Below are 24669 nucleotides of genomic sequence, written 5' to 3' on the forward strand. Positions count from 1 at the left end.
TCTTGGCCGGCTTTTAGACGCATGCGGGGCACGGCGTAAAGGAAAATGGACCGGCGGCCGCAAACGCGGCGACACCGGGGTGATCGCGCAACACGACACCGGGTTGCGCGCAGCGCCGCGAAGTCTATATCCTTGAACCGGAGGTTATGGCCGCAATGACCAAGGCAGTCGATCCCGCTTCGCAGTCGCTCGCTCTTCACACGCCGGCACTTCAGGCGCTCGACATGCGTTCGCGCGACATCTTCCGGCGCATCGTCGATTCCTATCTGAGGGACGGCGAGCCCGTGGGATCGCGCAGCCTGTCGCGCATCCTGCCGTCCTCGCTGTCGCCCGCCACCATCCGCAACGTGATGAGCGACCTCGAACATCTCGGCCTGATCTACGCGCCGCACATCTCGGCCGGCCGTCTGCCGACGCAGGCCGGCCTGCGCTTCTTCGTCGACGCCTTTATGGAACTGGGCGACCTCTCCGACGAGGAGCGGCGCAGCATCGAGGCGCAGGTGCGAGCCTCCGGCTCGGGCGCTACCCTGGAACACATGCTGACCGAGGCCAGCCAGATGCTGTCGGGCATGTCGCGCGGCGCCGGCCTGGTGCTGGCCGCCAAGAACGAGGTGGCCCTTAAGCACATCGAGTTCATCCAGCTCGAACCGACCAAGGCGCTGACCGTGATGGTGTCGCAGAACGGCGACGTCGAGAACCGGGTCATCGATCTGCCGGCCGGCATCACCGTCTCGCAATTGCACGAGGCCTCGAATTTCCTCAACGCCCATATTCGCGGCCGTACGCTGGCCGAGGCGCGGGCGGAGGTCGAGCGTATCAAGGAAGAGACAAGGGCAGCGCTCGACACGCTGTCGCAGGACCTGGTGGAGAAAGGGCTGGCGGTGTGGGCCGGCGCGGAAAGCGGCCTGCCGGCGCGCCTGATCGTGCGCGGCCGCGCCAATCTGCTCGAAAACGTCACCGCCCAGGCCGACATCGAACTCCTGCGCCACCTGTTCGAGGACATGGAGACGCAGGACGGGCTGATCCAGCTGCTCGACCTCGCCGAGGCGGGACCGGGCGTGCGCATCTTCATCGGCTCGGAAAACAAGCTTTTCTCGCTCTCCGGCTCGTCGCTGGTCGTGGCGCCTTACCGCGACAAGGACGCCCGCGTCGTCGGCGCGCTCGGAGTCATCGGCCCGACCCGGCTCAACTATGCCCGCATTGTCCCGATGGTCGACTATACGGCGCAGCTGATATCGCGCATGCTGCGCTGAGAGCTGGGATCGATCCAGCCGGCCGAGGAGAGAAAAGATGGCGCTGGAATCGTTCAAGGCCCAGATCAGCCTGCTGCTGGAGGAGATGGTCAACCAGCCTGAGGATGTGCGCGAAGTGCAGGAGCAATTGCGCGAGAAGCTGCGCGAAATCCGCGCCATGGGCATGCCGCTGCCGGCCGACCTCGTCGAACTGGAAAGGAACCTCGACGCCGATCTCGACGCGGATACCTGACCCGAATTCCTTCAACTCCCCGTGTCGTCCGGAACGACTGCCGAGCCCGCCCGTTCCCTTGGTGCATGTGACCTCGGTCTTGGGACAACGACATGCATGAAGAAGCGAGAAGCTGGAGACTGGGATGATCCGACTTGCCGGCGCGGTGGCGCTCCCTGCTGCCTTGCTCTTCGCCGCGACGGCATTGGCCCAGCAGGCAGAGCCGGTGCTGAAGGGCGCGGCCGCATTCGGTGACTGGCGTGCCGACGAGCCGGGCGTGCGCCGGCTGATCAGGCCGCAAGACCAGCCCCGGCCCTATGTCACCAGATCCGCTTCGAACAGCGCCGGTCCGGTGCAAAGGCCTCGAGGCGCCGAGCCGCGGCTGCCGGCGGGTTTTTCGGCGGAACTGATCGCGTCGGGCATCGATAATCCGCGCGTCGTGCGTGTCGCGCCCAATGGCGACCTGTTCGTCGCCGACAGCGAGGCCAACCAGATCCGCGTCTACCGTCTCGGCGAGGGCAGCGCGAAACCTGTCAGGGACGGCATCTTCGCCCGCAATCTCAACCGGCCCTACGGCATCGCCTTCTATCCGCCAGGGGACAGCCCGCAGTGGATCTATGTCGCCAACAGCGACAGCATCGTGCGCTTTCCCTACCGCGATGGCGACCTGAAGGCCTCCGGCGAGCCGGAAACCGTCGTCCGCGATATTCCGGCCACTCATCACTGGACCCGCGACGTCGCGTTCTCGCCGGACGGCAAGACGCTGTATCTCTCGGTCGGCTCCGGTTCGAACGCCGCCCAGGACATGGCAAAAAAACCGCGGGGCGGGCTCGACGCCTGGGCCAGGTCGAAGCCGCTCGGCGCCACCTGGGGCGCGGAGGAAGGCCGCGCCGACGTCAGGGCTTTCGACCCGGACGGTAGGAATGGCCGCATCGTTGCCACCGGCTTGCGCAATTGTTCGGGCATGGCCATGCAGCCGGCGGCGGGCGCGCTGTGGTGCGTGGTCAACGAGCGCGACGCGCTCGGCGACAACGTGCCGTTCGAATATGCGACCGAAGTGAAGGAAGGCGCCTTCTACGGCTGGCCCTGGTACTATATCGGCGACAATGAGGATCCGCGCCACAAGGGCGCGCGTCCCGACCTTGCCGGCAAGGTCACCGTCCCCGACATTCTGATGCAGGCGCATTCGGCGCCGCTCAACATCGCCTTCTACGACGGCAGGAATGTCCGCGCGGGATCCGGTTTTCCGGCCGAATACAGGGGCGACGCCTTCGTCGCCCTGCACGGTTCGTGGAACCGCGGCAACAGGACCGGCTACAAGGTGGTGCGGCTCAAGTTCAAGGACGGCAAGCCGACCGGCGAATATGAGGACTTCATGACCGGCTTCCTCACCTCCGGCGGCGAGGTCTGGGGCCGGCCCGTCGGCGTGGCGGTGGCGAGCGACGGCGCGCTGATCGTCACCGAGGACGGCAACGGCACCATCTGGCGCGTGACCTACGGCGACGGGCGGTCCTGATCCGCTTGGGAGGTCCCGGGCACGGGGCATGCCTGGTGCAACCAAATCCGGCTCCAGGCAATTCCCGCCCGCGAAACTCTGTGCGACAAGGCGCCGTCCCAGCAGTTTCGCGGACGCAAGGCTCGATCCATGACCCTCACCGGCTTCCTCGCCTACAGCGCCGCCCTCGGCTTGGCCGCGGCCATTCCCGGCCCCGGCGTCACCGCGCTTGTGGCGCGCGCGCTCGGTTCCGGCTTCCGCTCGTCGCTGGCCATGTCCTTCGGCCTGATGCTCGGCGACCTCCTTTATCTCACCGCCGTGGTGCTTGGGCTTGCCTTTGTCGCGCAGACCTTCGGCCTGGTGTTCCTCGCCGTCAAATGGGCCGGCGTCGCCTATCTCGCCTTCCTCGGCTGGCGCTTCTGGACCGCCGGCATCACGCCCGAGACGGTCGAGGCCAGGAAAGGCAAGGGCGGGCTGGCGTCGAGCTTCCTCGCCGGCCTGACGGTGACGCTCGGCAATCCGAAGACGATGATCTTCTATCTCGCCATCACGCCGACCATCGTCGACCTCAAGACCATCACGCTGGCCGACTACGGCATCCTCGCCGCACTCACCGTCCTCGTCCTGTTCGTGGTGCTGGTGCCTTATCTGGCGCTGGCGGCCAAGGCGCGCTGGTTCCTGCGCTCGCCGCGCGCCCTGAAGGCGCTGAACCGCACCGCGGCCGGTTTCATGGTCGGCGCGGCGGCGGCGATCGCCGCCCGCCAATAGGGCCATTTTTGCCAAGGCATTCCGCCGGACTGGCTTTTGCGGGAACGCTTTTCCGAGGCCGAGGCGTTTTAGACACGGGCCCCACTCGGATATTTTCGGGCGACGGTCTATCTTGCGTCCGTGGAAGGCCTATCTTGGCGGCCATCCGTCTGAGATCAGTTCCATCCGCCTGACATTCTGGGAGCCAAACCAATGAACAAGTCCGCCGCCTCCGCCCGTGTTCCCGGCCGTGGCCGCATCTACAATTCCATCACCGATACGATCGGCGACACGCCACTGGTGCGGCTCGACAAATTCGCCAAGGAGAAGGGCATCGTTGCCCATCTCCTTGCCAAGCTCGAATTCTTCAACCCGATCGCCTCGGTCAAGGACCGTATCGGCGTGGCGATGATCGAGGCGCTCGAGGCATCGGGCAAGATCGCTCCCGGCAAGACGACGCTGATCGAGCCGACTTCGGGCAATACCGGCATAGCGCTTGCCTTCGCCGCCGCCGCCAAGGGCTACAAGCTGATCCTCACTATGCCCGAGACCATGTCGGTCGAGCGCCGCAAGATGCTGGCGCTGCTCGGCGCCGAACTGGTGCTGACCGAAGGGCCGAAAGGCATGAAGGGCGCCATCGCCAAGGCCGACGAACTGGCGGCCACCATCCCCAACGCCATCATCCCGCAGCAGTTCGAGAACCCGGCCAATCCCGAGATCCATCGCACGACGACTGCCGAGGAGATCTGGAACGACACCCATGGCGAGGTCGACATCATCGTCTCCGGCATCGGCACCGGCGGCACCATCACCGGCGTCGGCCAGGTGCTGAAGAAGCGCAAGCCTTCGCTGCATGTCGTCGCGGTCGAACCGGAAACCTCGCCGGTGCTGTCGGGCGGCCAGCCTGGCCCGCACAAGATCCAGGGCATCGGCGCCGGCTTCGCGCCAAAAATCCTCGACACCACCATCTATGACGAAATCGTCACGGTCTCGAACGAGGATTCGGTCGCCAATGCCCGCCTCGTCGCCCGGCTGGAAGGCGTGCCGGTCGGCATCTCCTCGGGCGCCGCTTTGCAGGCGGCGATCGTCGTCGGCTCGCGGCCGGAGAACAAGGGCAAGAACCTGGTGGTGATCATCCCGTCCTTCGCCGAGCGCTATTTGTCGACGATCCTGTTCGAAGGGCTGGGCGCTTAGGGTCTTCGTTGGGCGAAGCGATACGACGCGTCGCCTGTCAAGTTTCGACACGCCCCCTGCCGAGCGCCTAACACAAAGGTGCTTAGCCTGGCCCGCTGAAAAAACCCGCCGTGGCGGATGCCACGGGCTTGAGCAGCGCCCTGCTTCCGGTTCATATCGCCCCCGGCCCCCGCAGGGCCGGCGGAGGACCTCATGTACAAGCTCTACACCCGTCCCGGCAGCGGCGGCTTCGTTGTCGAGGCGGCCCTGGCGCTGGCCAAGGCGCCGTTCGAGCAGATCGACGTACCGAAATCCGATCGGCCCGATCCCGCTTTCCTCCACATCAGCCCGCTGAACCAGGTGCCGGTGCTGACCTTGCCGGACGGCCGCTCGCTGACCGAATCGGCGGCCATCTGCATCCTGCTCGCCGAACGCCATCCGCGGGCCGGGCTGGCGCCGGCGGCCGATGAACCGGCCCGCGCCGACTTCCTGCGCTGGATGGCGTTCATGTCGTCCGCCCTCTATCCGGCGGTGCTGCGTTTCTACTACGCGCCGCGCTACACGGCCGACGCCGACGGCGCCAAGGCCGTCAAGCAGGCGGCCGTGGCCGAGATGGACCGCGGCTTTGCCGTCGTCGATGCCGCCTTGCGCGGCCGCGACTGGCTGGCAGGCGAGGCGATGTCGGTGGCCGATATCTATTTGGCCATGCTGGTGGCCTGGCATCCCGACAGCGGCAAGGCACGCACTGCCTGGCCCGACATCGAACGCCTGTGGGCCAGGCTTCGCGAGCACCCGCTGATGAAAACGCTCAACGCATCGCACGAAATGTGGCCGGGCTGAACAATTCATCGGCAAAGCACCGCGCTCAGGCATTTCAATGCCTGAGCGTCGCGCGTTTTCCTGCAGGAAGCGGCGTACCGCCGGATCGCTTTCGAGGCCGATCGCACGGTCATAGGCTTCGACCGCCTGCGGCACCTGGCCGAGCCTGGCCAGAAGGCCGGCGCGCGCTGCCCAATAGGGCTGGTAATCATTGAGCCGCTTGTCGTCGCCAAGCACGTACAGCGCCGCCAGCCCCGCCACGGCGCCCTCGGCTTCGGCGATCGCCACCGCGCGGTTGATCGCCACCACGGGCGATCGTGCGATCGAAAGCAACGCGTCGTAGAATTCGCGGATCGCCACCCAGTCGGTCTCGCCGCTCAGCCGCCGCGCCGCGTGAACGGACTGCACGGCCGCCTCGAGCTGGTAGCGGCCGATCACGCCCATGGAGGCGGCGCGGCCGAGCAGGGTTTCCGCCTCGTCGATCAAGGCATGATCCCACAGCGCATGATCCTGCTCGGCGAGCGGCACATAATCTCCGGACCCATCGCGGCGCGCGGTACGGCGCGCCTCGGCGAACAGCATCAGCGCAAGCAGGCCCAGCGCCTCCGGTTCGTCCGGCAGCAGCGAGGCCACCAGCCTGCCGAGCCAGATCCCTTCTGTGGCCAGGTTCCGGCGCCGCGTCTCTGTGCCCGCCGGGTCGGACCAGCCCTCGGCGAAGGTCGCGTATATGGCCTCCAGCACGGTATCCAGGCGCTCGCCGAGTTCGGCTCGCTTCGGTACGCGGAACGGAATGCCGGCTTCACGGATGCGGGCCTTGGCCCGCACCAGGCGCTGGCCCATTGTCGCCGGCGGGACCAGGAAGGCGGAGGCGATCGTCGCGGCGTCGAAACCAAGCACGGCCTGCAGGATCAGCGGCGCGCGCACGCCAGGTTCGATCGCCGGATGCGCGCAGGCGAACATCAGCCGCAGCCGCTCGTCGGGCAGGTCCTGGTCGGTCATGCACGCCTCCGCCTCCTCGGCAATCAGCTTGAGATGGTCGCGGCCGGCTTCGCTGGTGAGCCGCCGCCGCACCGCGTCGACACGCCGCCGCCTTGCCACGGCAAGCAGCCAGGCTTCCGGCTTTTCCGGCACGCCGGTCTCCGGCCAGCGTTCGAGCGCCGCGGCAAAGGCGTCGGCCAGCGCGTCCTCGGCGGCGGCCACATCGCGCGTGCGCGCCGCGAGCCAGGCGACCAGCTTGCCGTAGCTTTGCCGGGCGGCGGCCTCGGCGGCTGCCCGGGCAATCTGCGAGCTGCTGTCCATCACATCGTCATTTCTTGGGCATGTATTCGGCCATTTCCCAAATCGGCCGCAACTCGACCGTGCCTGTGCTGGCCGCCGGGCAGCGCGCCGCCCATTCGATGGCGGTATCGATGTCGGCCGCTTCGATCATGTAGAAGCCGGCAAGCTGCTCCTTGGTGTCGGCATAGGGGCCGTCGATCACGTTGGTCTTGCCGTCGGTGATCCGCACCGAGGTGGTTGCCTGAGTCGGGCGCAGCCTTTCTCCGGCCAGCCACGCGCCGGATTTCTTCAACGCTTCGGTATAGGCGCCATAGGCCGCGCTCATCTGTTGAGCCTTTTCGATCGGCGTGTTCGCCAGTGCGGCTTCGTCGTTGTTGATCAAAAGCATGTATCGCATGGGTCTTCTTCCGTGGTTTCGTAGGCCGCGTCCTTGCGAGCCGGACATATGTCGCGCGGCAAGGGCCGATTTCGACAGGTGCCGGAAAAAATCTTTCGGCCACGGTCGCGTCCCGCGCAAGCCGGGAGCTGTTTCCGCATCCATTCAACCGTTCGTCTAATGAATGCAATTGCGGGTTGGCATTTGCGGCCCGCCGTCTAAACTCGGCCGGTTCGCATCGAGGAGGTGGTGCGGCAGCCAATATTTCAGGGAGGAAACCGGATGTTCCATTTCAGAACGAAGTTCGTTGCAGCCGTCGCAATGGCGCTTTCGCTTGGACTCGGCATTGCCTCGGCCAGGGCACAGGAATTCATCAACGTGCTGACCGGGGGCACGTCGGGCGTCTACTACCCGCTCGGCGTGGCGCTGTCGGAAATCTACAGCAAGGGCATCGCAGGCGCCCGCACCCAGGTGCAGGCCACCAAGGCTTCGGTCGAGAACCTCAATCTGCTGCAGCAGGGCAAGGGCGAGATCGCCTTCGCGCTCGGCGATTCCGTCAAGATGGCCGCCGAAGGCAATGCCGAGGCCGGCTTCCCCGGCAAGCTCGACAAATTGCGCGGCATCGCCGCCATCTACCCCAACTACATCCAGATCGTCGCCAGCCAGGAATCCGGCATCAAGACGCTGGCCGACCTCAAGGGCAAGAGCCTGTCGGTCGGCGCGCCGGCCTCCGGCACCGAGCTCAACGCGCGTGCCATCTTTGCCGCCGCCGGCCTGAAATACGAGGATCTCGGCCGGGTCGAATACCTGCCCTTCGCCGAATCGGTCGAGCTGATCAAGAACCGCCAGCTCGATGCCACGCTGCAGTCGGCCGGCCTCGGGGTCGCCTCGATCCGCGATCTCGCCACCTCGGTGCCGATCAACGTCGTCGCCGTGCCGGCCGAGGATGTCGCCAAGATCGGCGCCCCCTATCTGTCGGTGGTTATCCCCAAGGGCACCTATGAGGGCCAGGCCGAGGACGTCGCGACCGCGGCCGTCGGCAATTTCCTCGTCACCCGCGCCGATGTTTCCGACGAGACGGCCTATCAGATGACCAAGCTGATGTTCGAGCATCTCGACCAACTAGCCGCCGCCCACGCCGCCGCCAAGGCGATCGATCCTGCCAAGGCGCTCGACGGCATGCCGGTGCCGCTGCATCCGGGCGCTGAGCGGTACTACAAGGAGAAGGGGCTGCTGAAGTAGGCGAGGACTATCTGAGATGTCTTCGCACTGTCATTCGCTCATTTTGGAGTGCGTCGGATGAGCGAAGCAGCCGACGGCAAATCCTCCACCTTCCATCTCCCCGTCGCCGAAGAGCAGGTCGAAGGCTTGCCGCCGGGCTTTGGCGACGGCATCGCCGGCAAGGCTGCCTTCCTCATCGCCGTCGCCTTTTCCGTGTTCCAGATCTACGTCGCCGCCTATGGCAGCATCCCGAGCCAGGTGGTGCGGGCCATGCATGTCGGTTTCCTGCTGCTGCTCGGCTTTGGCCTGATCGGCAACCTGCGCGCCCGAAGCCTGCCGGCCAAGGCCGTGTTCTGGGCGTTCGGCGTGCTCGGCTTCGGCACCGGTCTCTACAATTGGGTGTTCTACACCGACCTCATCCGCCGCTCCGGTTTCCTCACCACGCCGGATCTTGTCGTCGGCGCGGTGCTGGTGGTGCTGGTCTTCGAGGCGGCCCGGCGGCTGATGGGACTGCCGCTGGCGATCATCGCTTTCATCTTTCTCGCCTATTGTTTCGTCGGCAACCATCTGCCGCCGCCCTTCATCCATCGCGGCTACGATTTCGCCCAGCTCGTCGACACTTTCGCCTACGGCACCGAAGGCATATACGGCACGCCGGTCTATGTCTCGGCCGCCTATATCTTCATCTTCGTCGTCTTCGCCGCCTTCCTCGAACGCGCCGGCATGATCGCGCTGTTCAACGATTTCGCGCTCGGCCTGGTCGGCTCGTGGCGCGGCGGCCCGGCGCAGGTCTGCGTTTTGTCCTCGGCGCTGATGGGCACCATCTCCGGCTCCGGCGTTGCCAATGTCGTGGCCAGCGGCCAGTTCACCATCCCGCTGATGAAGCGCTTCGGCTTCCGCTCGGCCTTCGCCGGCGCCGTCGAGGCGACCTCCTCGATGGGCGGCCAGATCATGCCGCCGGTGATGGGCGCGGTTGCCTTCATCATGGCCGAGACGCTGAACATCCCCTATGCCGAAGTGGTCAAGGCGGCGATCATCCCGGCGCTGCTCTATTTCGGCGCCTGTTTCTGGCAGGTGCATCTGGAAGCCGGCAAGGCCGGCCTGCACGGCATGGCCAAGGCCGAACTGCCCAATCCCTGGGATGCCGTGCGCCAGCACTGGCCGCTGGTGCTGCCGCTGGCGGCCCTCATCTATCTCCTGTTTGCCGGCTACACACCGATCTTCGCCGGCACGATGGGGCTGGCGCTGACCATCGTGCTCATCCTCGGCACGCCACTGGCGGCCCTGATCGGACCGCTCGCCTTCCGCGTCGTCTTCTGGCTGGCGCTCGGGCTCGCCGCCGCCTCGTTCATGCGCTTCGGCGTCAACATACTCGGCCTCGTCATCGCCGCGCTCGTCGTCGCCTGCTTCGCCTTCAAGGGCGGGCGCGAAACGCTGCGGATCTGCGTGGATTCACTCGCCGAAGGGGCCAAGAACGCGCTGCCGGTCGGCATCGCCTGCGCCATCGTCGGCATCGTCATCGGCACGCTGACGCTCACCGGCATCGCCTCCACCTTCATCGGCTGGATCATCTCCATCGGCCAGGACAATCTGTTCCTGTCGCTGGTGCTGACCATGCTCACCTGCCTGGTGCTCGGCATGGGCATCCCGACCATTCCCAACTACATCATCACCTCCTCGCTGGCCGGCCCGGCGCTGCTGTCGCTCGGCGTGCCGCTGGTGGTCAGCCATATGTTCGTCTTCTACTTCGGCATCATGGCCGATCTCACGCCGCCGGTGGCTCTGGCCGCCTTCGCGGCCGCCCCGATGGCCAGGGAAAGCGGCCTCAAGATCGGCATCCAGGCGACCAAGCTTGCTATCGCCGGCTTCGTCGTGCCGTTCATGGCCGTCTATACGCCGGCGCTCATGCTGCAGGATCCCGGCCCGATCGCCGCCCAGTTCGGCTATCCGGTCGAAGTCGCCTACATCGTCGTCAAGGCGTGCATGGGCATCGTGCTGTGGGGCGCCGCCGCCGTCGGCTTCCTTGCCAGGCGCATGGCGTGGTGGGAACGGCTCGTCGCCTTCTGTGCCGGCGTGCTGCTGGTCGCGGCGATCCCGCTCACCGACGAGACGGGCTGGGCACTGTCGTTCGCCTGGATCGGCTGGCATTTCTGGCGCGCGCGGGTGACGGCCAAAGCATGAGCCTGTGTATCCTTGCCGCCGGCAAGACGGTGACGCTGGCGGCCGCCGCCTTCACCCTGTCCTGGACGCATTCGGTGGAGCGCACGCGCTGGGAGGAGCACTGGCAGGTAATGCCTTCCGGCCTGCAAGTCACCGAGGCGCGCATAAAGGGCTCGGGCGCCGGCATGGAACCACCGGAGGGCGCGGTGCTGCGAGACGGCTGGTGGGCCTATGCTCCGAAGGTCGGGCCGCAGCGAAGCCTCGCGCTCGGCGCCTCCGGCGCGACCGGTGATGGTTGGACACTGTGCACAGATCAGGGTTGCCGAGAACTCGGCAAGGTGGCCGGCGGCACGATTGTGCTGGAGCCGTGTGCTCCGGACGGCACGAGCCTGCCGCGGTAGCGCACGATCATCCCGGCTGGAGCAAACGCTGTCGAAGACGGTCAGCGGATGGCTTGCATCGAAGGGTATTCAGAAGGACGGCTTGGACTGGACCCGACTGGACTGGAGAAGGTCGCTCACGCGGGCCTCGGCGGCCTGTGTCTTGAGACATTAAGCCGGCGAAGGCGGTCTCAAAGCCGCGGCGATGTCGCACGCCGCCGATCGGCGAAGGTCGGGCGCTCGGCGCGATAGGTGGTGGCGCGCGACTCGGCGTCCGGCCTGCAAGATGCGGCTGTTGTGTCGGCTCTCGAAAGTCATGGTCAGTGCGCGCCCAGCGAGGTGCCGCGACGAGCGCAGGCCGGGCCTGGTCCGCGCATGTAATAGCGCTCGGGCCGATAGGTCGGCGCGACGAATTCGCGGATGGCTGCGGCATAGCCGATGAGGTGCGTGAGGAAGTTCATTTTACCTGTCCCTGTCCCGACTTTCGGATGTCCCTTCCGAATTGCGGAAATCATAGCGTCGAGGCGTGAATAGTCGGTGAACGCGATGTTAATTTCTGGTCGAAAACCCGTCGCTTCATGGCCGGAATGCGGCTGATTCGGGGTCTTTCCACGCCTTTTGTCGCCATTTCGGCGTGTGTGACTTTTGCATCACATATGTTTCGTTTGGATGTCGCCTGGGTGCGGTTGCGTTTCAGCTTTCGCCCTGGCGGGAGAATTTTCCTTGCTCGCCGCCGCAAGTCCGGAACCCGGCCTGGGACGAGACGTTGATTCTTCGAGCCGGCATGGCCGGCCCATGGGGCCGCCGACCTGCGGCCCCACGCTAACCCGCAACCGCAAGAGCAAAGGAAGGGCCGCAATCATGGGCTTCTTTTCGAAGGACATCAAAACCCTGGACGACCTCTTCGTGCACACGCTGCGCGACATCTATTATGCCGAAAAGCAGATCGAGAAGGCATTGCCGAAGATGATCGACAAGGCGACGGATCCTCAGCTGAAGGCCGGCTTCGAGAAACATCTCGAGCAGACCAGGGGCCATGTCGAGCGCGTCGAGCAGGTGTTCGAACTGCACGGCGTCAAGGCCAAGGAGGTCAACTGCCCGGCCATAGACGGCATCCTCGAGGAAGCCGACGACGTCAGCGGCGACGTCGACGACAAGGAGGTGCTGGACGCGGCGCTGATCGCCTCGGCGCAAGCGGTCGAGCACTATGAGATGACCCGCTATGGCACCTTGATCGCCTGGGCCAAGCAGCTTGGCCGCAGCGACTGCGCCAACGTGCTGGCCAAGAACCTCAAGGAAGAGCAGGCGACGGATCGCAAGCTGACCGAAATAGCGGAAAGCAAGATCAACCTGCAGGCCGCCGAATAGGGGCTGAAAGAGCCGGGGCCGGTGGCAATCGCGCCGGCCTTGGCTCGACCGGATTGGAACCGTTGGGGTCGTCGTCCGTTCCAGCCAGGTCTTTCTCAGGAAATCATCATGGCGCCGCGTCCCGCCTGGAGAGGCTATCTGAAGCTTTCGCTGGTCACCTGCGCCATCGAACTGACCAATGTCGTCACCCATGCCGAGAAGGTCTCTTTTCGCATCCTCAACCGCGAGACCGGCAACACGGTGAAGCGGATCTATGTCGACGCCGAAACCGGCAAGCCGCTTGAGGATGGCGACGAGATAAAGGGCTACGAGGACGACGATGGCAAGTTCATCCACATCGAAGAGGACGAGATCGAGGCCATCCAGATCGAGTCCTCGCACACGATGAGCCTCGACGGCTTCGTCGACAAATCCTCCATCGAGCAGATCTATCTCGATACGCCCTATTACGTCGCGCCGGCCGACAAGGTCTCGCAGGACGCTTTCGCCGTCATCCGCGACGCGATGGCCGGCAAGAAGATGGCGGGTCTGGCGCGCATCGTGCTCTATCGGCGCGAACGTCCCGTGGTCATCGAACCGCTTGGCAAGGGCATGGTGCTGACGACGTTGCGCTACGACAACACGGTGCGCCAGCCGGACACCGTCTTCGGCGACATCGAATCGGTGAAGATGGATCAGGAGATGACCGATCTGGCCGAGCTCATCATCGACAAGAAGAAGGCGAAGTTCGATCCCTCGAAATTCGAGGACAAGTATGAGGATGCGCTGCTCGAACTGATCCGCGCCAAGAAGGCGGGCCGCAAGGCGCCGAAGGCCAAGGCGGCGCCCAAGCCGTCCAACGTCGTCAATCTTTTCGACGCTCTGAAGAAGAGCCTTTCGTCGGACGGCGGATCGGGCGAACGCCGCGGCAAGGCCTCCGCGAAAGCCAAACCGGCGGTCAAACGCGGCAAGCCGAAAGAAGCCGCGCCCAAGCGCAAATCGGCGTGAGGACATCAAGGGATGGCTAGCCTCGAACAATATCACGCCAAGCGCGATTTCAGGAAAACCGCCGAACCCCCCGGCAAGGTCGCCCGCGGCAAGAAGAGCGAGGCAGGCGGCATCTTCGTCATCCACAAGCACGCCGCGACCAGGCTGCATTACGACCTGCGCCTCGAACATGCCGGTGTGCTGTGGAGTTGGGCGGTGACGCGCGGGCCCAGCCTCGATCCGCACGAGAAACGGCTCGCCGTGCATGTCGAGGACCATCCGATCGACTATGCGCCGTTCGAGGGCACCATTCCCAAGGGCGAATATGGCGCCGGCTCGGTCATCGTCTGGGACGAGGGCACATGGGTGCCCGAGGGCGATCCGGCCAAGGCGATGAAGAAGGGCCATATCAATTTCGAGCTCAACGGCCACAAGCTACACGGCCGCTGGCACTTGGTGCGGTTGAGACCGCGCCCCGGCGAGAAGCGCGACAACTGGCTGCTGATCAAGTCGGATGATGGCGCGGCCCGGCCAGGCGAGGATATTCTGGAGGAAGCGCCGAAATCGGTGAAGTCGGGCCTGACGATCGAGGAGGTCGGGGCGGGCAAGGCCGCGAAAGGGGAGAAGGCGAAGGTCTGGCACTCCAACAAACCGGCCGCCGCCCAAGCCAAGGCCGGACACGCAAAGCGCCTCGACTTCATCGAGCCGCAACTGGCCACGCTCGAGCGGGAAGCGCCGCCGGGCGAGGACTGGCTGCATGAGGTGAAGTTCGACGGCTATCGCATGCAGACGCAGATCGCCGGCACGGACGTGCGGCTGCTCACCCGCACCGGCCTCGACTGGACGAAGAAATTCGGCGACGCGATCGTCGCCGAGCTCGCCGGATTGAAATGCAGCGACGCCATCATCGACGGCGAGATCGTGGTGCTGGCCGACAGCGGCGTCTCTTCCTTCGCGCTTTTGCAGGCCGACCTGTCGGCGAAGCGCACGGACCGCTTCATCTACTACGTCTTCGACCTGATGCGGCTGAATGGGCGGGACCTGCGTCGCGAGCCGCTGGTCGAGCGCAAGCAGGCCTTGCAGGAATTGCTGGCCGGCCAGCCGGAGGATTCGGCGGTCCGCTTCAGCGACCATTTCGCCGAGCCCGGCAAGGTGATGCTCGAGCATGCCTGCCGCATGGGACTGGAGGGCGTCGTATCCAAGCGCGCCGACGCGGTCTACCGCAGCGGGCGCGGGCCGTCCTGGGTGAAGTCGAAATGCACGCTGCGACAGGAGTTCGTCATCGCCGGCTACCTGCCGTCCGACAAGACCGGGCGCGGGCTGCGTTCGCTGCTGCTCGGGTATTTCGAGGCCGGCAAGCTGCACTATGCCGGCCGCGTCGGCACCGGCTTCTCGACCGGCGGCGCCAATGCCCTGAAGAAGAAGCTCGATGCGCTGCAAACGAAGTCGTCGCCCTTCGACAAGGCCGTGCCGAGGGGCAAGGGCCTGGTCTGGGTGAAGCCGGAGCTTGTCGGCGAAGTGGAGTTCCGCAGTTGGACCTCCGACCATATAGTACGCCACGCCTCGTTCCAGGGGCTGCGCGAGGACAAGCCGGCGGAGGAAGTCGTGCAGGAAAAGCCGAAGACACCGACAGGCAAAAGCACGGCCCGGGCCAAGCCGGCGTCAAGCGGCGCAACGCCGGCAAGGACGGCAACCACCACGGTGAAGCTGTCCCACCCAGAAAAGCTGCTGTGGCCCGACGAAAAGATATCCAAGCAGGGGCTGCTCGATCATTACGCGCTGGTGTGGCCGCGCATGAAACAATTCGTGGTCAACCGCCCGCTCAGCCTGGTCAGGGCCCCCGACGGTGTCGGCGGCCAGCGCTTCTTCCAGAAGCATGCCTCGCCAGGCATGCATGACAAGATCGAGAAAACGAGGGATCCCACGGATGGCGAGGAAATCCTGTTTATCCGTGACTTCGATGGCGTCGCGGCACTTGTCCAGCTCGGCGTGGTCGAGATCCACATCTGGGGTTGCACCATCGACGAGCTCGAACGTCCCGACCAGATCGTCTTCGATCTCGACCCCGATGAAGGCGTCGATGTGAAGGCGGTGCGGGCGGCGGCACTCGACATAAGAGGCAAGCTAGACGAGCTGTCGCTGCCCAATTTCGTCAAGACGTCGGGTGGCAAGGGCTTTCATGTCGTCGTGCCGCTGAAACCGTCGGCCAACTGGGAGGAGGTGAAAGGCTTCGCCCATGATTTCGCGCGCGCGCTGGAACAGGGCGCGCCCGACCGCTACACCGCGACGCTGTCGAAGAAGGCGCGCACCGGCAAGATATTCGTCGACTATCTGCGCAATGGCAGCGGCGCGACCACGGTCGCGCCGTACTCGTCGCGGGCCAAGAAGGGTGCCACGGTGTCGATGCCGGTGACCTGGGCCGAGATCGAGGCCGGCCTGCCGCCGAACGCATTCCCCATCGGCGACAAGACGACGCTGAAGCAACTCGCGGAAGCCGATCCGTGGAAGGATTTCTTCAAGAAGGGGAAGGTGTTGAAGCGGGGGTAATCCTGCCCGCATTTGCAGCGCGGCGATCCTTCGCGCCTGTCCCGCCGACGAATCGATGCTGGCAACAGCGCCGATAGCTCAAGCCAAAAACACCTTCTCGAACGCCTGTTTGCCGGGCGGCGAAAAAAATCACGGCGCGGCTGTCCTTCTCCCGGCGCGCCCATTTCTCGGTGAGGATCTTGTCGAGGATGGCGGCGCCCAGCGTGCCGGCGAGATGCGAGCGCCGTACGCTCCAGTCGAGGCAGGCGCGGCACACCGGCCGCCGGGCCTTCGCCTCCACATCGATCCCTAGCGCCGCGAAATGCGAGGCGGCCGAAGGCGCCAAGCGGATTTCGCCGTGGTCTCGCAGCAGCAGTCTCCGGTCGATGAGGCGGTCGAGCATCGCCACCGCCTGCTCGCCGGCAAGATGATCGTAGCAGACGCGCGCCACGCGCATCGCCCCGTCGCGCGGGCCCGGCCGCACGCGCCTGGGGCCGATGGTTTCGGCGACGCCGGCGATGGCTTCGATCATTTCAGCCACCTGCGGCCCGGCGAGCCCGTAATAGCGATGCCGGCCCTGGCTTGCCACGGTCAGCAGCCCGCCTTCCATCAGTTTCGACAGATGCGAGGAGGCGGTCGGCATCGAGACGCCGGCCTCAAGCGCCAGTTCGCTTGCCGTCAGCGCCGTGCCGCCCATCAGTGCGTTGAGCATGTTGGCGCGGGCCGGGTCGCCGATCAGGCTGGCGATGCGGGCAATGTCGGGTCCTTCGCGCATAGTTTCATCCCTATCGAAGCATTCTCGCCAGATAATCACTATCCTTCGCTGAGCTCAAGGAGCGCTGATGATGCTCCTGACAGGAAACTGCTTAGCACACCGGCGTGGGCGCCGTTTCGACAGAGATCGAATTATCGATGCGACAAATCCAGGGAGACCGGAATGACCATCACCTGCTTCATCCGCTACAAGATCGATCCGTTCGGCAAGGCCGCGTTCGAGGAATATGCCCGTAACTGGGGCCAGGCCATTCCGCGCTGTGGCGCCGACCTGATCGGCTACTACGCGCCGCATGAAGGCTCGGCCACGACCGCCTATGCGGCCTACAACATAGAAAGCCTGGCTGCCTATGAAGCCTATAGGGCCCGGCTTGCCGCCGACCCGGCCGGCAAGGCAAACTACGAATTCGCCCGCCGGGAAAAATTCATCCTCAAGGAGGACCGCATGTTCCTGAAACTGGCGTCCGGCCCGCACGCGAAGCTGGTGCTGCCGTGATCGCCGTCATCTTCGAGGTCGAGCCGGCCGCGGGCAGGCGCGATGCCTATCTGGACATCGCCGCGCAGTTGCGGCCGCTGCTTGAAAGCATCGATGGCTTCATCTCGGTCGAGCGCTTCCAGAGCCTCGCCAATCCGGACCGCATCCTGTCACTATCGTTCTGGCGCGACGAGGAAGCGGTGAAGGCCTGGCGCAACACGCAAGAACACCGGCAGGCCCAGCAGGCCGGGCGCGGCGGCATCTTTGCCGGTTACCGCCTGCGCATCGCGCACGTCGTGCGCGATTATGGCTTGAGTGAAAGGCAACAGGCGCCGGTGGATAGCCGGGCGGTGAACGGGTAATCGGCAGGTCCTTCCTTCTCCCAAAAAGGGGAGAAGGGATGAACCCTATGCGTTCCCGATCAGCACGCCTGCCGCGAACACCAGCGCGCCGCCGAGCACCACCTGGAAGGCGGCGCGCAGGAAGGGTGTCTGCATGTAGCGGTTCTGGACGAAGGCGATCGCCCAGAGTTCGAAGAACACCACCACGGCGGCAACCGCGGTCGCCGTCCAGAAATGCGGGATTAGGTAGGGCAGCGCATGGCCGAGGCCGCCGAGCGTCGTCATGATGCCCACGGTCAGGCCGCGCTTGACCGGCGAACCGCGGCCCGACAGCTTGCCGTCGTCGGAGGCGACCTCGGTGAAGCCCATCGAGATGCCGGCGCCGATCGAGGCGGCGAGGCCGACGAGAAGCGTCTGCCAGGTGTCGTGCGTGGCAAAGGCGGCGGCGAAGATCGGCGCCAGCGTCGATACCGAACCGTCCATCAGTCCGGCCAGTCCCGGCTGCACATAGGTGAGGATGAACTGGCGCTGCTCGGCCGTCGCCTCCTCGACCTTCACGGTGCCCGGCACGTGCTGCTGCTCCAGCCGCTGCGCCATGCTCTCATGGCTCTGTTCCGCCGCCGCCAGTTCGTCGAGCAGCTTTCTGGTCGAGGCATCGGTGGTGCGCCTGGCCGCCTCGACATAGAACAGATAGGCCTGCCGCTCCATCGCCTCGGCCTGGCGGCGTACCTGCTCGATGCCGAGCGGCTTGACCAGCCAGTCGGGCTTGCGCTCGTAATAGCCCTTCACATGCTCGCGCCGGATCAGCGGAATGCGCTCCCCGAAACGCCTGCGGAAAAGCTCGATCAGCGCGTCGCGATGACCGTCCTCCTCCTCGGCCATGTCCTCGAACATCTTGGCCGATTGCGGAAAATCCTCCGCCAGCCCATCCGCATAGGCGCGATAGATGCGCCCGTCGTCTTCTTCCGACGAGATGGCAAGCGCCAGGATCTCCTGTTCGGAGAGCGAATCGAAGGAGCGGCGGCCGAAGCCGAAAACACGGGAAAGCATGAGGAAATCACCCTAGTTTAGAATTGTTCTAAACTAAAGTTTGCTGCCGCATCGGTCAATCGTGCGCCTGGGCAGTGGTCAAGATTTGTTGAAGCCGCCATTCGGCGCCGCCTCTTCATTATCGGCAAATGTTCACTTATATGACCAAACTCAAGCCAACAACCGAGGAAGCCGCCGATGACTGCAAAGCCGGACGCCCATCACTTCGACCCGAAACCCGTCCTCGACCTCATAGCCAGCATCGAGGCCGATCTGCAGCGCCTGAAAGGTCTGGTCGAGCAGCAGATCGAGAAGTTCGATCCCGCCAACCCGCACAACAAGACCCTCGACGGCAAGCTGACCGAGGAAGGCGTCGAGTGCTGCTACCGCATGTTCGACGAAGGCAAGTCGCGCTATTCGGTCTCCCAGCAGATGAAGATTTCCTTTGCCGCCGCCACCCATCGCTTCAACGCCTGGCGCAAGGCCGGCGGCAACAAGCGGCAGCGGACGTTGTTGGGGTGAGGGTTGAACTGGACGGACCGGCAGGCAGGTGACTGCCAGCACTGCCGGCCGTCGTGATCCCAAACCTTGTGACGGTTACATTTTTTTGTTGGCCTCGCGCGGCCCTTTGCGTGCACCATGGCCGGACCACATCTTACAGGACCCGCCATGACCACGCCTCCCGGCATCGCCGATATCCACGCCGCCGCCGCCCGGCTCTCCGGCCTTATCGTCGAGACGCCGCTGATCGAATCGCCCGAGCTCAACAGCCGCTTCGGCGGCCGCATCCTGTTCAAGCCGGAAACGCTGCAGCGTACCGGCTCGTTCAAGTTCCGCGGCGCCTACAACAAGCTGTCCTCGCTATCGGCCGAGGAGCGTGGCCGCGGCGTGGTCGCCTTTTCCTCGGGCAATCATGCGCAAGGCGTTGCCGCTTCCGCCGCCATGTTCGGCGTCAGGGCGGTCATCGCCATGCCGTCGGACGCACCGGCCATGAAGATCGGCAATGTCCGCAAGATGGGCGCCGAAGTGGTCGCCTTCGATCGCGTCCGCGAAGACCGCGTGGCCGTGGTGCGGCCTTACGTGGAGAAGGGCATGGTCCTGGTGCCGCCCTATGACGATCCCGCCATCATCGCCGGCCAGGGCACGATCGGCCTCGAACTGCTGCGTCAGGCCAAGGCGCTTGGCGTGAGCCTCGACGCCGTCATCGTTCCCTGTGGCGGCGGCGGGCTGAGCAGCGGGATTTCGATCGCGGTCAAGGACGGTTCGCCCGCCACCGCCGTCTGGGCGGCAGAGCCGGAATTTTTCGACGACACCAGCCGGTCGCTGGCCAAGGGCACCAGGGTAGCGAATGAGCCCGGCCACACCTCGATCTGCGATTCACTTCTCGTCGCCGAGCCGGGCGCGCTCACTTTCGAGATCAATCGCAGGACGCTGGCCGGCGGGATTGCCGTCTCGGAGGAGGCGACGAAGCAGGCCATGCGCGACGCCATGGCCCATCTCAAGCTCGTCGTGGAGCCCGGCGGCTGCGTCGGGCTCGCCGCGCTCTCGTCGGGCAGGATCGACTTGGCCGACAAATGCGTGGCCGTGGTGCTGTCTGGCGGCAATGTCGATTTCGACGCCTATGCCAAGATCATGGCTGCTGCCGCTTGACGCCCGCCCTGCATGGCAGGGCGGGCAGCCTTGTTTCGCAATTCCGGATGGAAACCGCTGCGCACTTTTCCTGGAATTGCCCAGTGCCCGTCAGCTGATGACGGTGACGTCAGTCGATGACTTTCACGATGCGACGGGTTCCGGGATCGACGAGGACGGTCTGACCGTTGACGACGACATAGCGGTACTGCACATCAGGAACATCGATCGCATGCAGCTCAACAGTGTCCGGCAAGGTCGAGCCGATGGCCAGCTGGACGCCCAGCAGGTCGACCGAGGCGATCGGCTTCTTGTGCACATATTCGCGGATGACGGTCTCCTGCTGCGGCTCGATGATCACGTCCTGAGCAGCGGCGGCACCGATGCCGGCGGCTAGCAGAAGCCCGGCCGCGGTGGCGGAAAGATACAGTCTCATCATTGCCTCCATTGCTGGTCGATAGAGCGCAATACAGTTGCAAGTCTCGGCTCTATCTCGTTGTTTTGGTGGCATTCCGCACCCCGCCAGATGATGCGGCCGGACTCGAGATGCCAAAGGCTTCGCTTGCACTGAGGGGGCCGTCTTGGCCCGCAAGTGGCAGCGGCGAGGCTGATCGACAACGCCGGGGCAGAAGCATGGTTCCAACGGGAGGGTCCAGGGCTCGATGGAACCCTGGACCGCCCCAGCGGCTGTTTTCAGTCCAGCGTGCGGCGGAAGCGGATCAGGGCGACGCCGGCAAACAGCGCCACGAACACCATCAGCCAGCCGATCTCCACGGCCACCGCCGGCAGCTGCGCGCCCTTCAGCATGACGGCACGGGTAATGCGCAGGAAATGCGTCAGGGGAAAGATCTCGCCAAAGATCTGCGCCCAGCCCGGCATGCCGCGATAGGGAAACATGAAACCCGAAAGCATGATCGACGGCAGGAAGAAGAAGAAGGTGAGCTGCAAGGCCTGCATCTGCGTGCGCGCGACGGTCGAGATCGTGTAGCCGAGCAGCACCAGGGACAGCACGAACACCAGCACCGCCGACAAGAGCAGCGTCATCGACCCCGTGAAGGGGATGGCGAACAGAAGCTTCGACGCCGCCAGCACCACCACGACCTGCACCGCGCCGACCGCCAGATAGGGCAGCACCTTGCCCAGCATGATCTCGAGCGGGCTGGACGGCATGGCGAGCAGGTTCTCCATCGTGCCGCGCTCTGTCTCGCGCGTCAGCGCGATCGAGGTCATCATCACCATCGTCATCTGCAGGATGACGCCGAGCAGGCCGGGGACGATGTTGTATTGCGAGATGCCCTCCGGATTGTAGCGCCGGTGCACGACCACATCGAGCTGGCCCCGGGCGGCCTCGGCGGCGGCCTCCTGCATGCCTTGCGCTCTGAGCAGCGCCTGGCCGGCGACGGTGCTGAGCGTCGAGATGGCGCCGCTGGCAACCGCCGGGTCGGTGGCGTCGGCCTCGATCAGGATCTGCGGATTGTCGCCGCGCTCCACCCGCCGCGCGAAATCGGCCGGAATGGTGACGACGAAGGCGACGTCGCCGCGCGCCATCAGGAATTCGGCCTCCTCGGCACTTTGCGCCACATGGTCGAAACGGTAGTAGCCGGTGGTCTGCAGCGCCGAGACCATGGCGCGCGTATAGGGATCGCTGCTCGTCGCCACGAGTGCCGCCGGCAGGCTCTTCGGGTCGTTGTTGATGGCGTAGCCGAACAGCACCAGCTGGATCAGCGGCACGCCCAGCATCATGGCGAAGGTGATGCGGTCGCGGCGCATCTGGATGAACTCCTTGATCAGCAGCGCGCCGAGCCGGGCTAAGGAGAAGACCGCGTTCATGCCATGTTGTCCTTCGAGCCGGACATGAACTGAATGAAGACGTCCTCGAGGCTGGTTTCGCCCGGCGCAACCGTCACGCCCTTGTGTTCCTTCTCGACATCGGCCAGCGCCGTCTCCAGCTTCTTCCTGTCGGCTCCCACGACATGCAGCGTCGCGCCGAACGGCGCCACCTGGTCGACGCCCGGCCGGCCTTCGAGCGCTTGCGCCACCTGGTCGAGGCGCGGGCCCTGCAGGACGAAAGTGGTCAGGCCGGCATTCCTGACCACCTCGGCGACGGTGCCCGTCGCCAGCATCTTGCCGTAGGAGATATAGCTGATGCGATGGCAGCGCTCGGCCTCGTCCATGTAGTGGGTGGAGACCAGCACGGTCAGCCCGCCGCTCGCCAGCCGGTGGATCTCGTCCCAGAACTCGCGCCGCGCCTTGGGGTCGACGCCGGCCGTCGGCTCGTCGAGCAGAAGCAGCTTGGGCTTGTGCATGATGCAGGCGGCCAGCGCCAGCCGCTGCTTCCAGCCGCCCGATAGCGTACCGGCGAGCTGGTTGCGGCGTGTCGTCAGGCCGAGCTCCTCCAGGGTCCTGGCGACATGCTCCTCGACCGGCTTCAGCCGGTAGAGCCGCGCCACGAATTCGAGGTTCTCGCCGATCGTCAGATCCTCGTAGAACGAGAATTTCTGCGTCATGTAGCCGACCTCGCGCTTGATGCGCAGGCTGTCGGTGAGGATGTCGAAACCCAGCACCGTGCCTTCGCCCTCGTCCGGGGTCAGCAGGCCGCACATGATGCGGATGGTGGTGGTCTTGCCCGAGCCGTTGGGGCCGAGGAAGCCGACGATCTCGCCTTCCGCCACCGTCATCGTGACATGGTCGACGACGGTTTTGTCGCCGAAGCGCTTGACCAGGCCGTGCACGTCGATGACGTTCATTTTCCTGAAACCGCCAGCTCGACGTCGACGATCTGGCCCGGCTGCAAGGCGCCGGCGCCGCCCTCCGGCCGCGCCTCGACGAGGTAGACCAGCTTCTGCCGGTTCTCCAGCGAATAGATCACCGGCGGAGTGAATTCCGGATCGGGCGAGACATAGCTGACGCGCGCCTTCACATCCGGGCCGCAACCGTCGCAATGGACGCGGAGCAAAGTGCCGACCTTGACCGAGGAGAAGGCGGCTTCGGGTATATAGACGCTGAGCTTCACCGCGCCGTCGGGCAGCACGGAGATGACGGGCGCGGTCGGCCCTGCCGTGTCGCCCGGATTGCGAATGACGTCGCTGACGCGGCCCGGAGAAGGGGCCGCCAGGGTGCGCTTGGATAGCCGCCACGCCGCTTGGTCGAGCGCGGCCTGTGCCTGCTTGACCTGACTTTCGGCGGCCTTGATCGTCTCGGGACGCGCCGGCAGGCCGCCGGCGGCGAGATTGGCCTGCGCCTGTCCGACCTGCGCGTTGGCCGTCTCCAGCGTGGCCGAGGCGGTGTCGTAGTCGGCCTGCGTGCCGGTGCCGCGCTTGAAGAGGTCGGCAGCGCGGTCGTATTTGCGTCTGGCATCGTCAGCCTGCGCCTTGGCCATGTCGACCTGGGCCTTGAGGGCGGCGATTTCTTCCGGCCGCTTGCCCACCTGCAGATCGGCAAGCTGCGCCCGCGCCTGGGCGAGACTTGCCGTGGCCTGTGCGACCGCGATTTTCGCGTCGGCGTTTTCCAGCGTCACGATCGTGGTGCCCGATGTGACGCGATCGCCGCGCTTGACCGCGACGGTCTCGACCTGCGCCACCTCGATCGGCGCCAGCAGCACATAGTCGCCTTCGACATAGCCGACGGCCAGCGGAGAAGCCGGTGCGCAGGCGCCGAAGAGTTGAGCGGCAAGCGGCAGCGAACAAAGAAAGCTCATCGTCTCGATCCCTTCCGGGCGGCCAGTATGGCGCTGAGGTTGTCCGATGTGACGGCCGCCACCTTGGCGGCCTCGGCGGCGCCGATCTCGCGCCAGCCCATGCGGCGCATGACCGCCTCGCGGCCGATGCGGAAATAGATGACCTGTCCGATCAGCGTGAACACGGTGAGCCGGGTCGCCTCGCTCTCGGCCGCCTCGCCGGTCGCCTGTTCCCAGAGCAGGCACAGGCGCCGATGCGTCGGCTCGAACACGCCGTCATAGATGCGGTCGAGCGCCGCGGTCGGATGCGAGAGCTCGCGCAGCACGAACTGCACGATCTCACCGGCTTGCGGCTGGGCCACGACGAATGCCACCATCCGCTCCAGCGCCGCGAACAGCTGTGCCCGCGCCGTCTCGGGGTTCGCGATTGCCGGCGCCCGCGCCTCGCCGAGTGCCTGGCCGGCGACAGACTGTATAGTCTCCACGATATGGTCGGCGGCGGCGAGGCGCAGCCCCTCCTTGCTGCCGAAGTGATAGGCGATGGAACCGATATTGGCCTTGGCCTCCGCCGCGATCTCGCGCGTGGAGGTGCCGTCGAAGCCTTGTCGTCCGAACAGCTTGAGCGCCGCGCGGACCAGGGCTTCACGTGTCATCTCCGCGGCGGGCGGCTCGCGGCGAGGAGTTCGGGCTTCGGGCGGCTTGATCATGCGGCACACTTTAATCAATCGATTGATTAAAGTCAAATCCGATCCCGGACATGGCTTGCCATGCC

Annotated in this window: 24 protein-coding genes and 2 pseudogenes; 16 read left to right on the plus strand and 10 right to left on the minus strand. The window is 65.4% G+C overall.

Annotation, left to right across the window (positions count from 1 at the left end; translation table 11 throughout):
* Positions 1–155 precede the first annotated feature (155 nt).
* From hrcA to ACIU1A_RS28125, 6 genes are all read left to right on the plus strand, one after another.
* Positions 156–1253: a heat-inducible transcriptional repressor HrcA gene (gene hrcA, locus ACIU1A_RS28100; protein WP_224681574.1), complete on the plus strand. Its 1098-nt coding sequence runs from the start codon at positions 156–158 to the stop codon at positions 1251–1253.
* A 37-nt stretch (positions 1254–1290) separates the two neighbouring features.
* Positions 1291–1485, plus strand: coding sequence for a hypothetical protein (locus ACIU1A_RS28105; RefSeq protein WP_404925796.1), 195 nt, complete (start codon positions 1291–1293; stop codon positions 1483–1485).
* Between the two features lie 124 nt (positions 1486–1609).
* On the plus strand, positions 1610–2980 hold the full coding sequence (locus ACIU1A_RS28110; RefSeq protein WP_140563835.1) for a sorbosone dehydrogenase family protein: 1371 nt from the start codon (positions 1610–1612) through the stop codon (positions 2978–2980).
* 129 nt (positions 2981–3109) lie between these two features.
* Positions 3110–3727, plus strand: coding sequence for a LysE family translocator (locus ACIU1A_RS28115; protein WP_140673815.1), 618 nt, complete (start codon positions 3110–3112; stop codon positions 3725–3727).
* Between the two features lie 192 nt (positions 3728–3919).
* Complete coding sequence (gene cysK / locus ACIU1A_RS28120) at positions 3920–4900, plus strand: cysteine synthase A (protein WP_140491804.1); 981 nt, start codon at positions 3920–3922, stop codon at positions 4898–4900.
* Positions 4901–5092: 192 nt separating this feature from the next.
* Positions 5093–5719, plus strand: a complete 627-nt coding sequence (locus tag ACIU1A_RS28125; RefSeq protein ID WP_140514133.1) for a glutathione S-transferase family protein — start codon at positions 5093–5095, stop codon at positions 5717–5719.
* Between the two features lie 486 nt (positions 5720–6205).
* On the opposite strand, the pseudogene ACIU1A_RS28130 reads toward ACIU1A_RS28125, so the two are convergent.
* Positions 6206–6997: pseudogene (locus tag ACIU1A_RS28130) on the minus strand (RNA polymerase sigma factor); the annotation flags it as partial.
* 7 nt (positions 6998–7004) lie between these two features.
* Positions 7005–7373, minus strand: coding sequence for a YciI family protein (locus ACIU1A_RS28135; RefSeq protein WP_140491798.1), 369 nt, complete (start codon positions 7371–7373; stop codon positions 7005–7007).
* A 261-nt stretch (positions 7374–7634) separates the two neighbouring features.
* Between ACIU1A_RS28135 and ACIU1A_RS28140 the strand changes: the two genes are divergently transcribed.
* From ACIU1A_RS28140 to ACIU1A_RS28150, 3 genes are read left to right on the plus strand one after another with little or no spacing between them, the layout of a single operon-like run.
* Positions 7635–8594, plus strand: coding sequence for a TAXI family TRAP transporter solute-binding subunit (locus ACIU1A_RS28140; protein WP_404925797.1), 960 nt, complete (start codon positions 7635–7637; stop codon positions 8592–8594).
* A 57-nt stretch (positions 8595–8651) separates the two neighbouring features.
* Positions 8652–10754 (plus strand): TRAP transporter permease, encoded by a 2103-nt coding sequence (locus tag ACIU1A_RS28145; RefSeq protein WP_404925798.1) that lies wholly within the window; start codon positions 8652–8654, stop codon positions 10752–10754.
* On the plus strand, positions 10751–11134 hold the full coding sequence (locus ACIU1A_RS28150) for a DUF1850 domain-containing protein (RefSeq protein WP_404925799.1): 384 nt from the start codon (positions 10751–10753) through the stop codon (positions 11132–11134). The genes ACIU1A_RS28145 and ACIU1A_RS28150 overlap by 4 nt, the downstream gene beginning before the upstream one ends.
* 299 nt (positions 11135–11433) lie before the next feature.
* Here ACIU1A_RS28150 and ACIU1A_RS28155 read toward each other — a convergent pair whose 3' ends face one another.
* Positions 11434–11574, minus strand: a complete 141-nt coding sequence (locus ACIU1A_RS28155) for a hypothetical protein (protein WP_013892047.1) — start codon at positions 11572–11574, stop codon at positions 11434–11436.
* A gap of 400 nt (positions 11575–11974) precedes the next feature.
* Between ACIU1A_RS28155 and ACIU1A_RS28160 the strand changes: the two genes are divergently transcribed.
* The 3 genes from ACIU1A_RS28160 to ligD all read left to right on the plus strand — a co-directional run bounded on the left by ACIU1A_RS28160 (position 11975) and on the right by ligD (position 15994).
* Positions 11975–12481 carry a ferritin-like domain-containing protein gene (locus ACIU1A_RS28160; RefSeq protein WP_140491790.1) on the plus strand — a complete coding sequence of 169 codons (507 nt, stop codon included), beginning with the start codon at positions 11975–11977 and terminating at the stop codon, positions 12479–12481.
* A gap of 108 nt (positions 12482–12589) precedes the next feature.
* Positions 12590–13468 carry a Ku protein gene (locus ACIU1A_RS28165; protein WP_404925800.1) on the plus strand — a complete coding sequence of 293 codons (879 nt, stop codon included), beginning with the start codon at positions 12590–12592 and terminating at the stop codon, positions 13466–13468.
* 12 nt (positions 13469–13480) lie between these two features.
* Positions 13481–15994, plus strand: coding sequence for a DNA ligase D (gene ligD, locus ACIU1A_RS28170; protein WP_404925801.1), 2514 nt, complete (start codon positions 13481–13483; stop codon positions 15992–15994).
* Positions 15995–16072: 78 nt separating this feature from the next.
* Here the strand turns inward: ligD and ACIU1A_RS28175 are convergent.
* A pseudogene (locus ACIU1A_RS28175) lies at positions 16073–16748 on the minus strand (ArsR/SmtB family transcription factor).
* Between the two features lie 162 nt (positions 16749–16910).
* On the opposite strand from ACIU1A_RS28175, the gene ACIU1A_RS28180 reads away from it, so the two are divergent.
* Complete coding sequence (locus ACIU1A_RS28180) at positions 16911–17243, plus strand: NIPSNAP family protein (RefSeq protein WP_404925802.1); 333 nt, start codon at positions 16911–16913, stop codon at positions 17241–17243.
* Positions 17240–17584, plus strand: coding sequence for an antibiotic biosynthesis monooxygenase (locus tag ACIU1A_RS28185; RefSeq protein ID WP_140554710.1), 345 nt, complete (start codon positions 17240–17242; stop codon positions 17582–17584). Before ACIU1A_RS28180 ends, ACIU1A_RS28185 begins: the two co-directional genes overlap by 4 nt.
* Positions 17585–17629: 45 nt before the next feature.
* On the opposite strand, the gene mbfA is transcribed toward ACIU1A_RS28185, so the two are convergent.
* Complete coding sequence (gene mbfA / locus ACIU1A_RS28190) at positions 17630–18613, minus strand: iron exporter MbfA (protein WP_140491779.1); 984 nt, start codon at positions 18611–18613, stop codon at positions 17630–17632.
* Positions 18614–18790: 177 nt separating this feature from the next.
* On the opposite strand from mbfA, the gene ACIU1A_RS28195 reads away from it, so the two are divergent.
* Together ACIU1A_RS28195 and ACIU1A_RS28200 are read left to right on the plus strand one after the other, a co-directional pair.
* Positions 18791–19114, plus strand: coding sequence for a hypothetical protein (locus ACIU1A_RS28195; RefSeq protein ID WP_140514141.1), 324 nt, complete (start codon positions 18791–18793; stop codon positions 19112–19114).
* Between the two features lie 147 nt (positions 19115–19261).
* Positions 19262–20242, plus strand: coding sequence for a threonine/serine dehydratase (locus tag ACIU1A_RS28200; RefSeq protein ID WP_404925803.1), 981 nt, complete (start codon positions 19262–19264; stop codon positions 20240–20242).
* Positions 20243–20351: 109 nt separating this feature from the next.
* Here the strand turns inward: ACIU1A_RS28200 and ACIU1A_RS28205 are convergent, their stop codons facing one another.
* The 5 genes from ACIU1A_RS28205 to ACIU1A_RS28225 all read right to left on the minus strand — a co-directional run bounded on the left by ACIU1A_RS28205 (position 20352) and on the right by ACIU1A_RS28225 (position 24604).
* Positions 20352–20657: a DUF1236 domain-containing protein gene (locus ACIU1A_RS28205; protein ID WP_140491773.1), complete on the minus strand. Its 306-nt coding sequence runs from the start codon at positions 20655–20657 to the stop codon at positions 20352–20354.
* Between the two features lie 257 nt (positions 20658–20914).
* On the minus strand, positions 20915–22051 hold the full coding sequence (locus ACIU1A_RS28210) for an ABC transporter permease (RefSeq protein WP_404925804.1): 1137 nt from the start codon (positions 22049–22051) through the stop codon (positions 20915–20917).
* Positions 22048–22968: an ABC transporter ATP-binding protein gene (locus ACIU1A_RS28215; RefSeq protein WP_140491769.1), complete on the minus strand. Its 921-nt coding sequence runs from the start codon at positions 22966–22968 to the stop codon at positions 22048–22050. The genes ACIU1A_RS28210 and ACIU1A_RS28215 overlap by 4 nt, the downstream gene beginning before the upstream one ends.
* Positions 22965–23918: an HlyD family secretion protein gene (locus tag ACIU1A_RS28220; RefSeq protein ID WP_140524405.1), complete on the minus strand. Its 954-nt coding sequence runs from the start codon at positions 23916–23918 to the stop codon at positions 22965–22967. Before ACIU1A_RS28220 ends, ACIU1A_RS28215 begins: the two co-directional genes overlap by 4 nt.
* Entirely contained in the window at positions 23915–24604 is a 690-nt protein-coding gene (locus ACIU1A_RS28225; RefSeq protein ID WP_140563811.1) for a CerR family C-terminal domain-containing protein, read from the minus strand. Before ACIU1A_RS28225 ends, ACIU1A_RS28220 begins: the two co-directional genes overlap by 4 nt.
* Positions 24605–24669: the final 65 nt, after the last annotated feature.

The organism is Mesorhizobium maamorense, from assembly GCF_044998965.1.
Lineage (GTDB): Bacteria > Pseudomonadota > Alphaproteobacteria > Rhizobiales > Rhizobiaceae > Mesorhizobium.

Bases quoted from the DNA above. Each gene is read 5' to 3' on its own strand.
- hrcA (WP_224681574.1), top strand. From the start codon at position 156: ATGACCAAGGCAGTCGATCCCGCTTCGCAGTCGCTCGCTCTTCACACG.
- ACIU1A_RS28105 (WP_404925796.1), top strand. From the start codon at position 1,291: ATGGCGCTGGAATCGTTCAAGGCCCAGATCAGCCTGCTGCTGGAGGAG.
- ACIU1A_RS28110 (WP_140563835.1), top strand. From the start codon at position 1,610: ATGATCCGACTTGCCGGCGCGGTGGCGCTCCCTGCTGCCTTGCTCTTC.
- ACIU1A_RS28115 (WP_140673815.1), top strand. From the start codon at position 3,110: ATGACCCTCACCGGCTTCCTCGCCTACAGCGCCGCCCTCGGCTTGGCC.
- cysK (WP_140491804.1), top strand. From the start codon at position 3,920: ATGAACAAGTCCGCCGCCTCCGCCCGTGTTCCCGGCCGTGGCCGCATC.
- ACIU1A_RS28125 (WP_140514133.1), top strand. From the start codon at position 5,093: ATGTACAAGCTCTACACCCGTCCCGGCAGCGGCGGCTTCGTTGTCGAG.
- ACIU1A_RS28135 (WP_140491798.1), bottom strand. From the start codon at position 7,373: ATGCGATACATGCTTTTGATCAACAACGACGAAGCCGCACTGGCGAAC.
- ACIU1A_RS28140 (WP_404925797.1), top strand. From the start codon at position 7,635: ATGTTCCATTTCAGAACGAAGTTCGTTGCAGCCGTCGCAATGGCGCTT.
- ACIU1A_RS28145 (WP_404925798.1), top strand. From the start codon at position 8,652: ATGAGCGAAGCAGCCGACGGCAAATCCTCCACCTTCCATCTCCCCGTC.
- ACIU1A_RS28150 (WP_404925799.1), top strand. From the start codon at position 10,751: ATGAGCCTGTGTATCCTTGCCGCCGGCAAGACGGTGACGCTGGCGGCC.
- ACIU1A_RS28155 (WP_013892047.1), bottom strand. From the start codon at position 11,574: ATGAACTTCCTCACGCACCTCATCGGCTATGCCGCAGCCATCCGCGAA.
- ACIU1A_RS28160 (WP_140491790.1), top strand. From the start codon at position 11,975: ATGGGCTTCTTTTCGAAGGACATCAAAACCCTGGACGACCTCTTCGTG.
- ACIU1A_RS28165 (WP_404925800.1), top strand. From the start codon at position 12,590: ATGGCGCCGCGTCCCGCCTGGAGAGGCTATCTGAAGCTTTCGCTGGTC.
- ligD (WP_404925801.1), top strand. From the start codon at position 13,481: ATGGCTAGCCTCGAACAATATCACGCCAAGCGCGATTTCAGGAAAACC.
- ACIU1A_RS28180 (WP_404925802.1), top strand. From the start codon at position 16,911: ATGACCATCACCTGCTTCATCCGCTACAAGATCGATCCGTTCGGCAAG.
- mbfA (WP_140491779.1), bottom strand. From the start codon at position 18,613: ATGCTTTCCCGTGTTTTCGGCTTCGGCCGCCGCTCCTTCGATTCGCTC.
- ACIU1A_RS28195 (WP_140514141.1), top strand. From the start codon at position 18,791: ATGACTGCAAAGCCGGACGCCCATCACTTCGACCCGAAACCCGTCCTC.
- ACIU1A_RS28200 (WP_404925803.1), top strand. From the start codon at position 19,262: ATGACCACGCCTCCCGGCATCGCCGATATCCACGCCGCCGCCGCCCGG.
- ACIU1A_RS28205 (WP_140491773.1), bottom strand. From the start codon at position 20,657: ATGAGACTGTATCTTTCCGCCACCGCGGCCGGGCTTCTGCTAGCCGCC.
- ACIU1A_RS28210 (WP_404925804.1), bottom strand. From the start codon at position 22,051: ATGAACGCGGTCTTCTCCTTAGCCCGGCTCGGCGCGCTGCTGATCAAG.
- ACIU1A_RS28215 (WP_140491769.1), bottom strand. From the start codon at position 22,968: ATGAACGTCATCGACGTGCACGGCCTGGTCAAGCGCTTCGGCGACAAA.
- ACIU1A_RS28220 (WP_140524405.1), bottom strand. From the start codon at position 23,918: ATGAGCTTTCTTTGTTCGCTGCCGCTTGCCGCTCAACTCTTCGGCGCC.
- ACIU1A_RS28225 (WP_140563811.1), bottom strand. From the start codon at position 24,604: ATGATCAAGCCGCCCGAAGCCCGAACTCCTCGCCGCGAGCCGCCCGCC.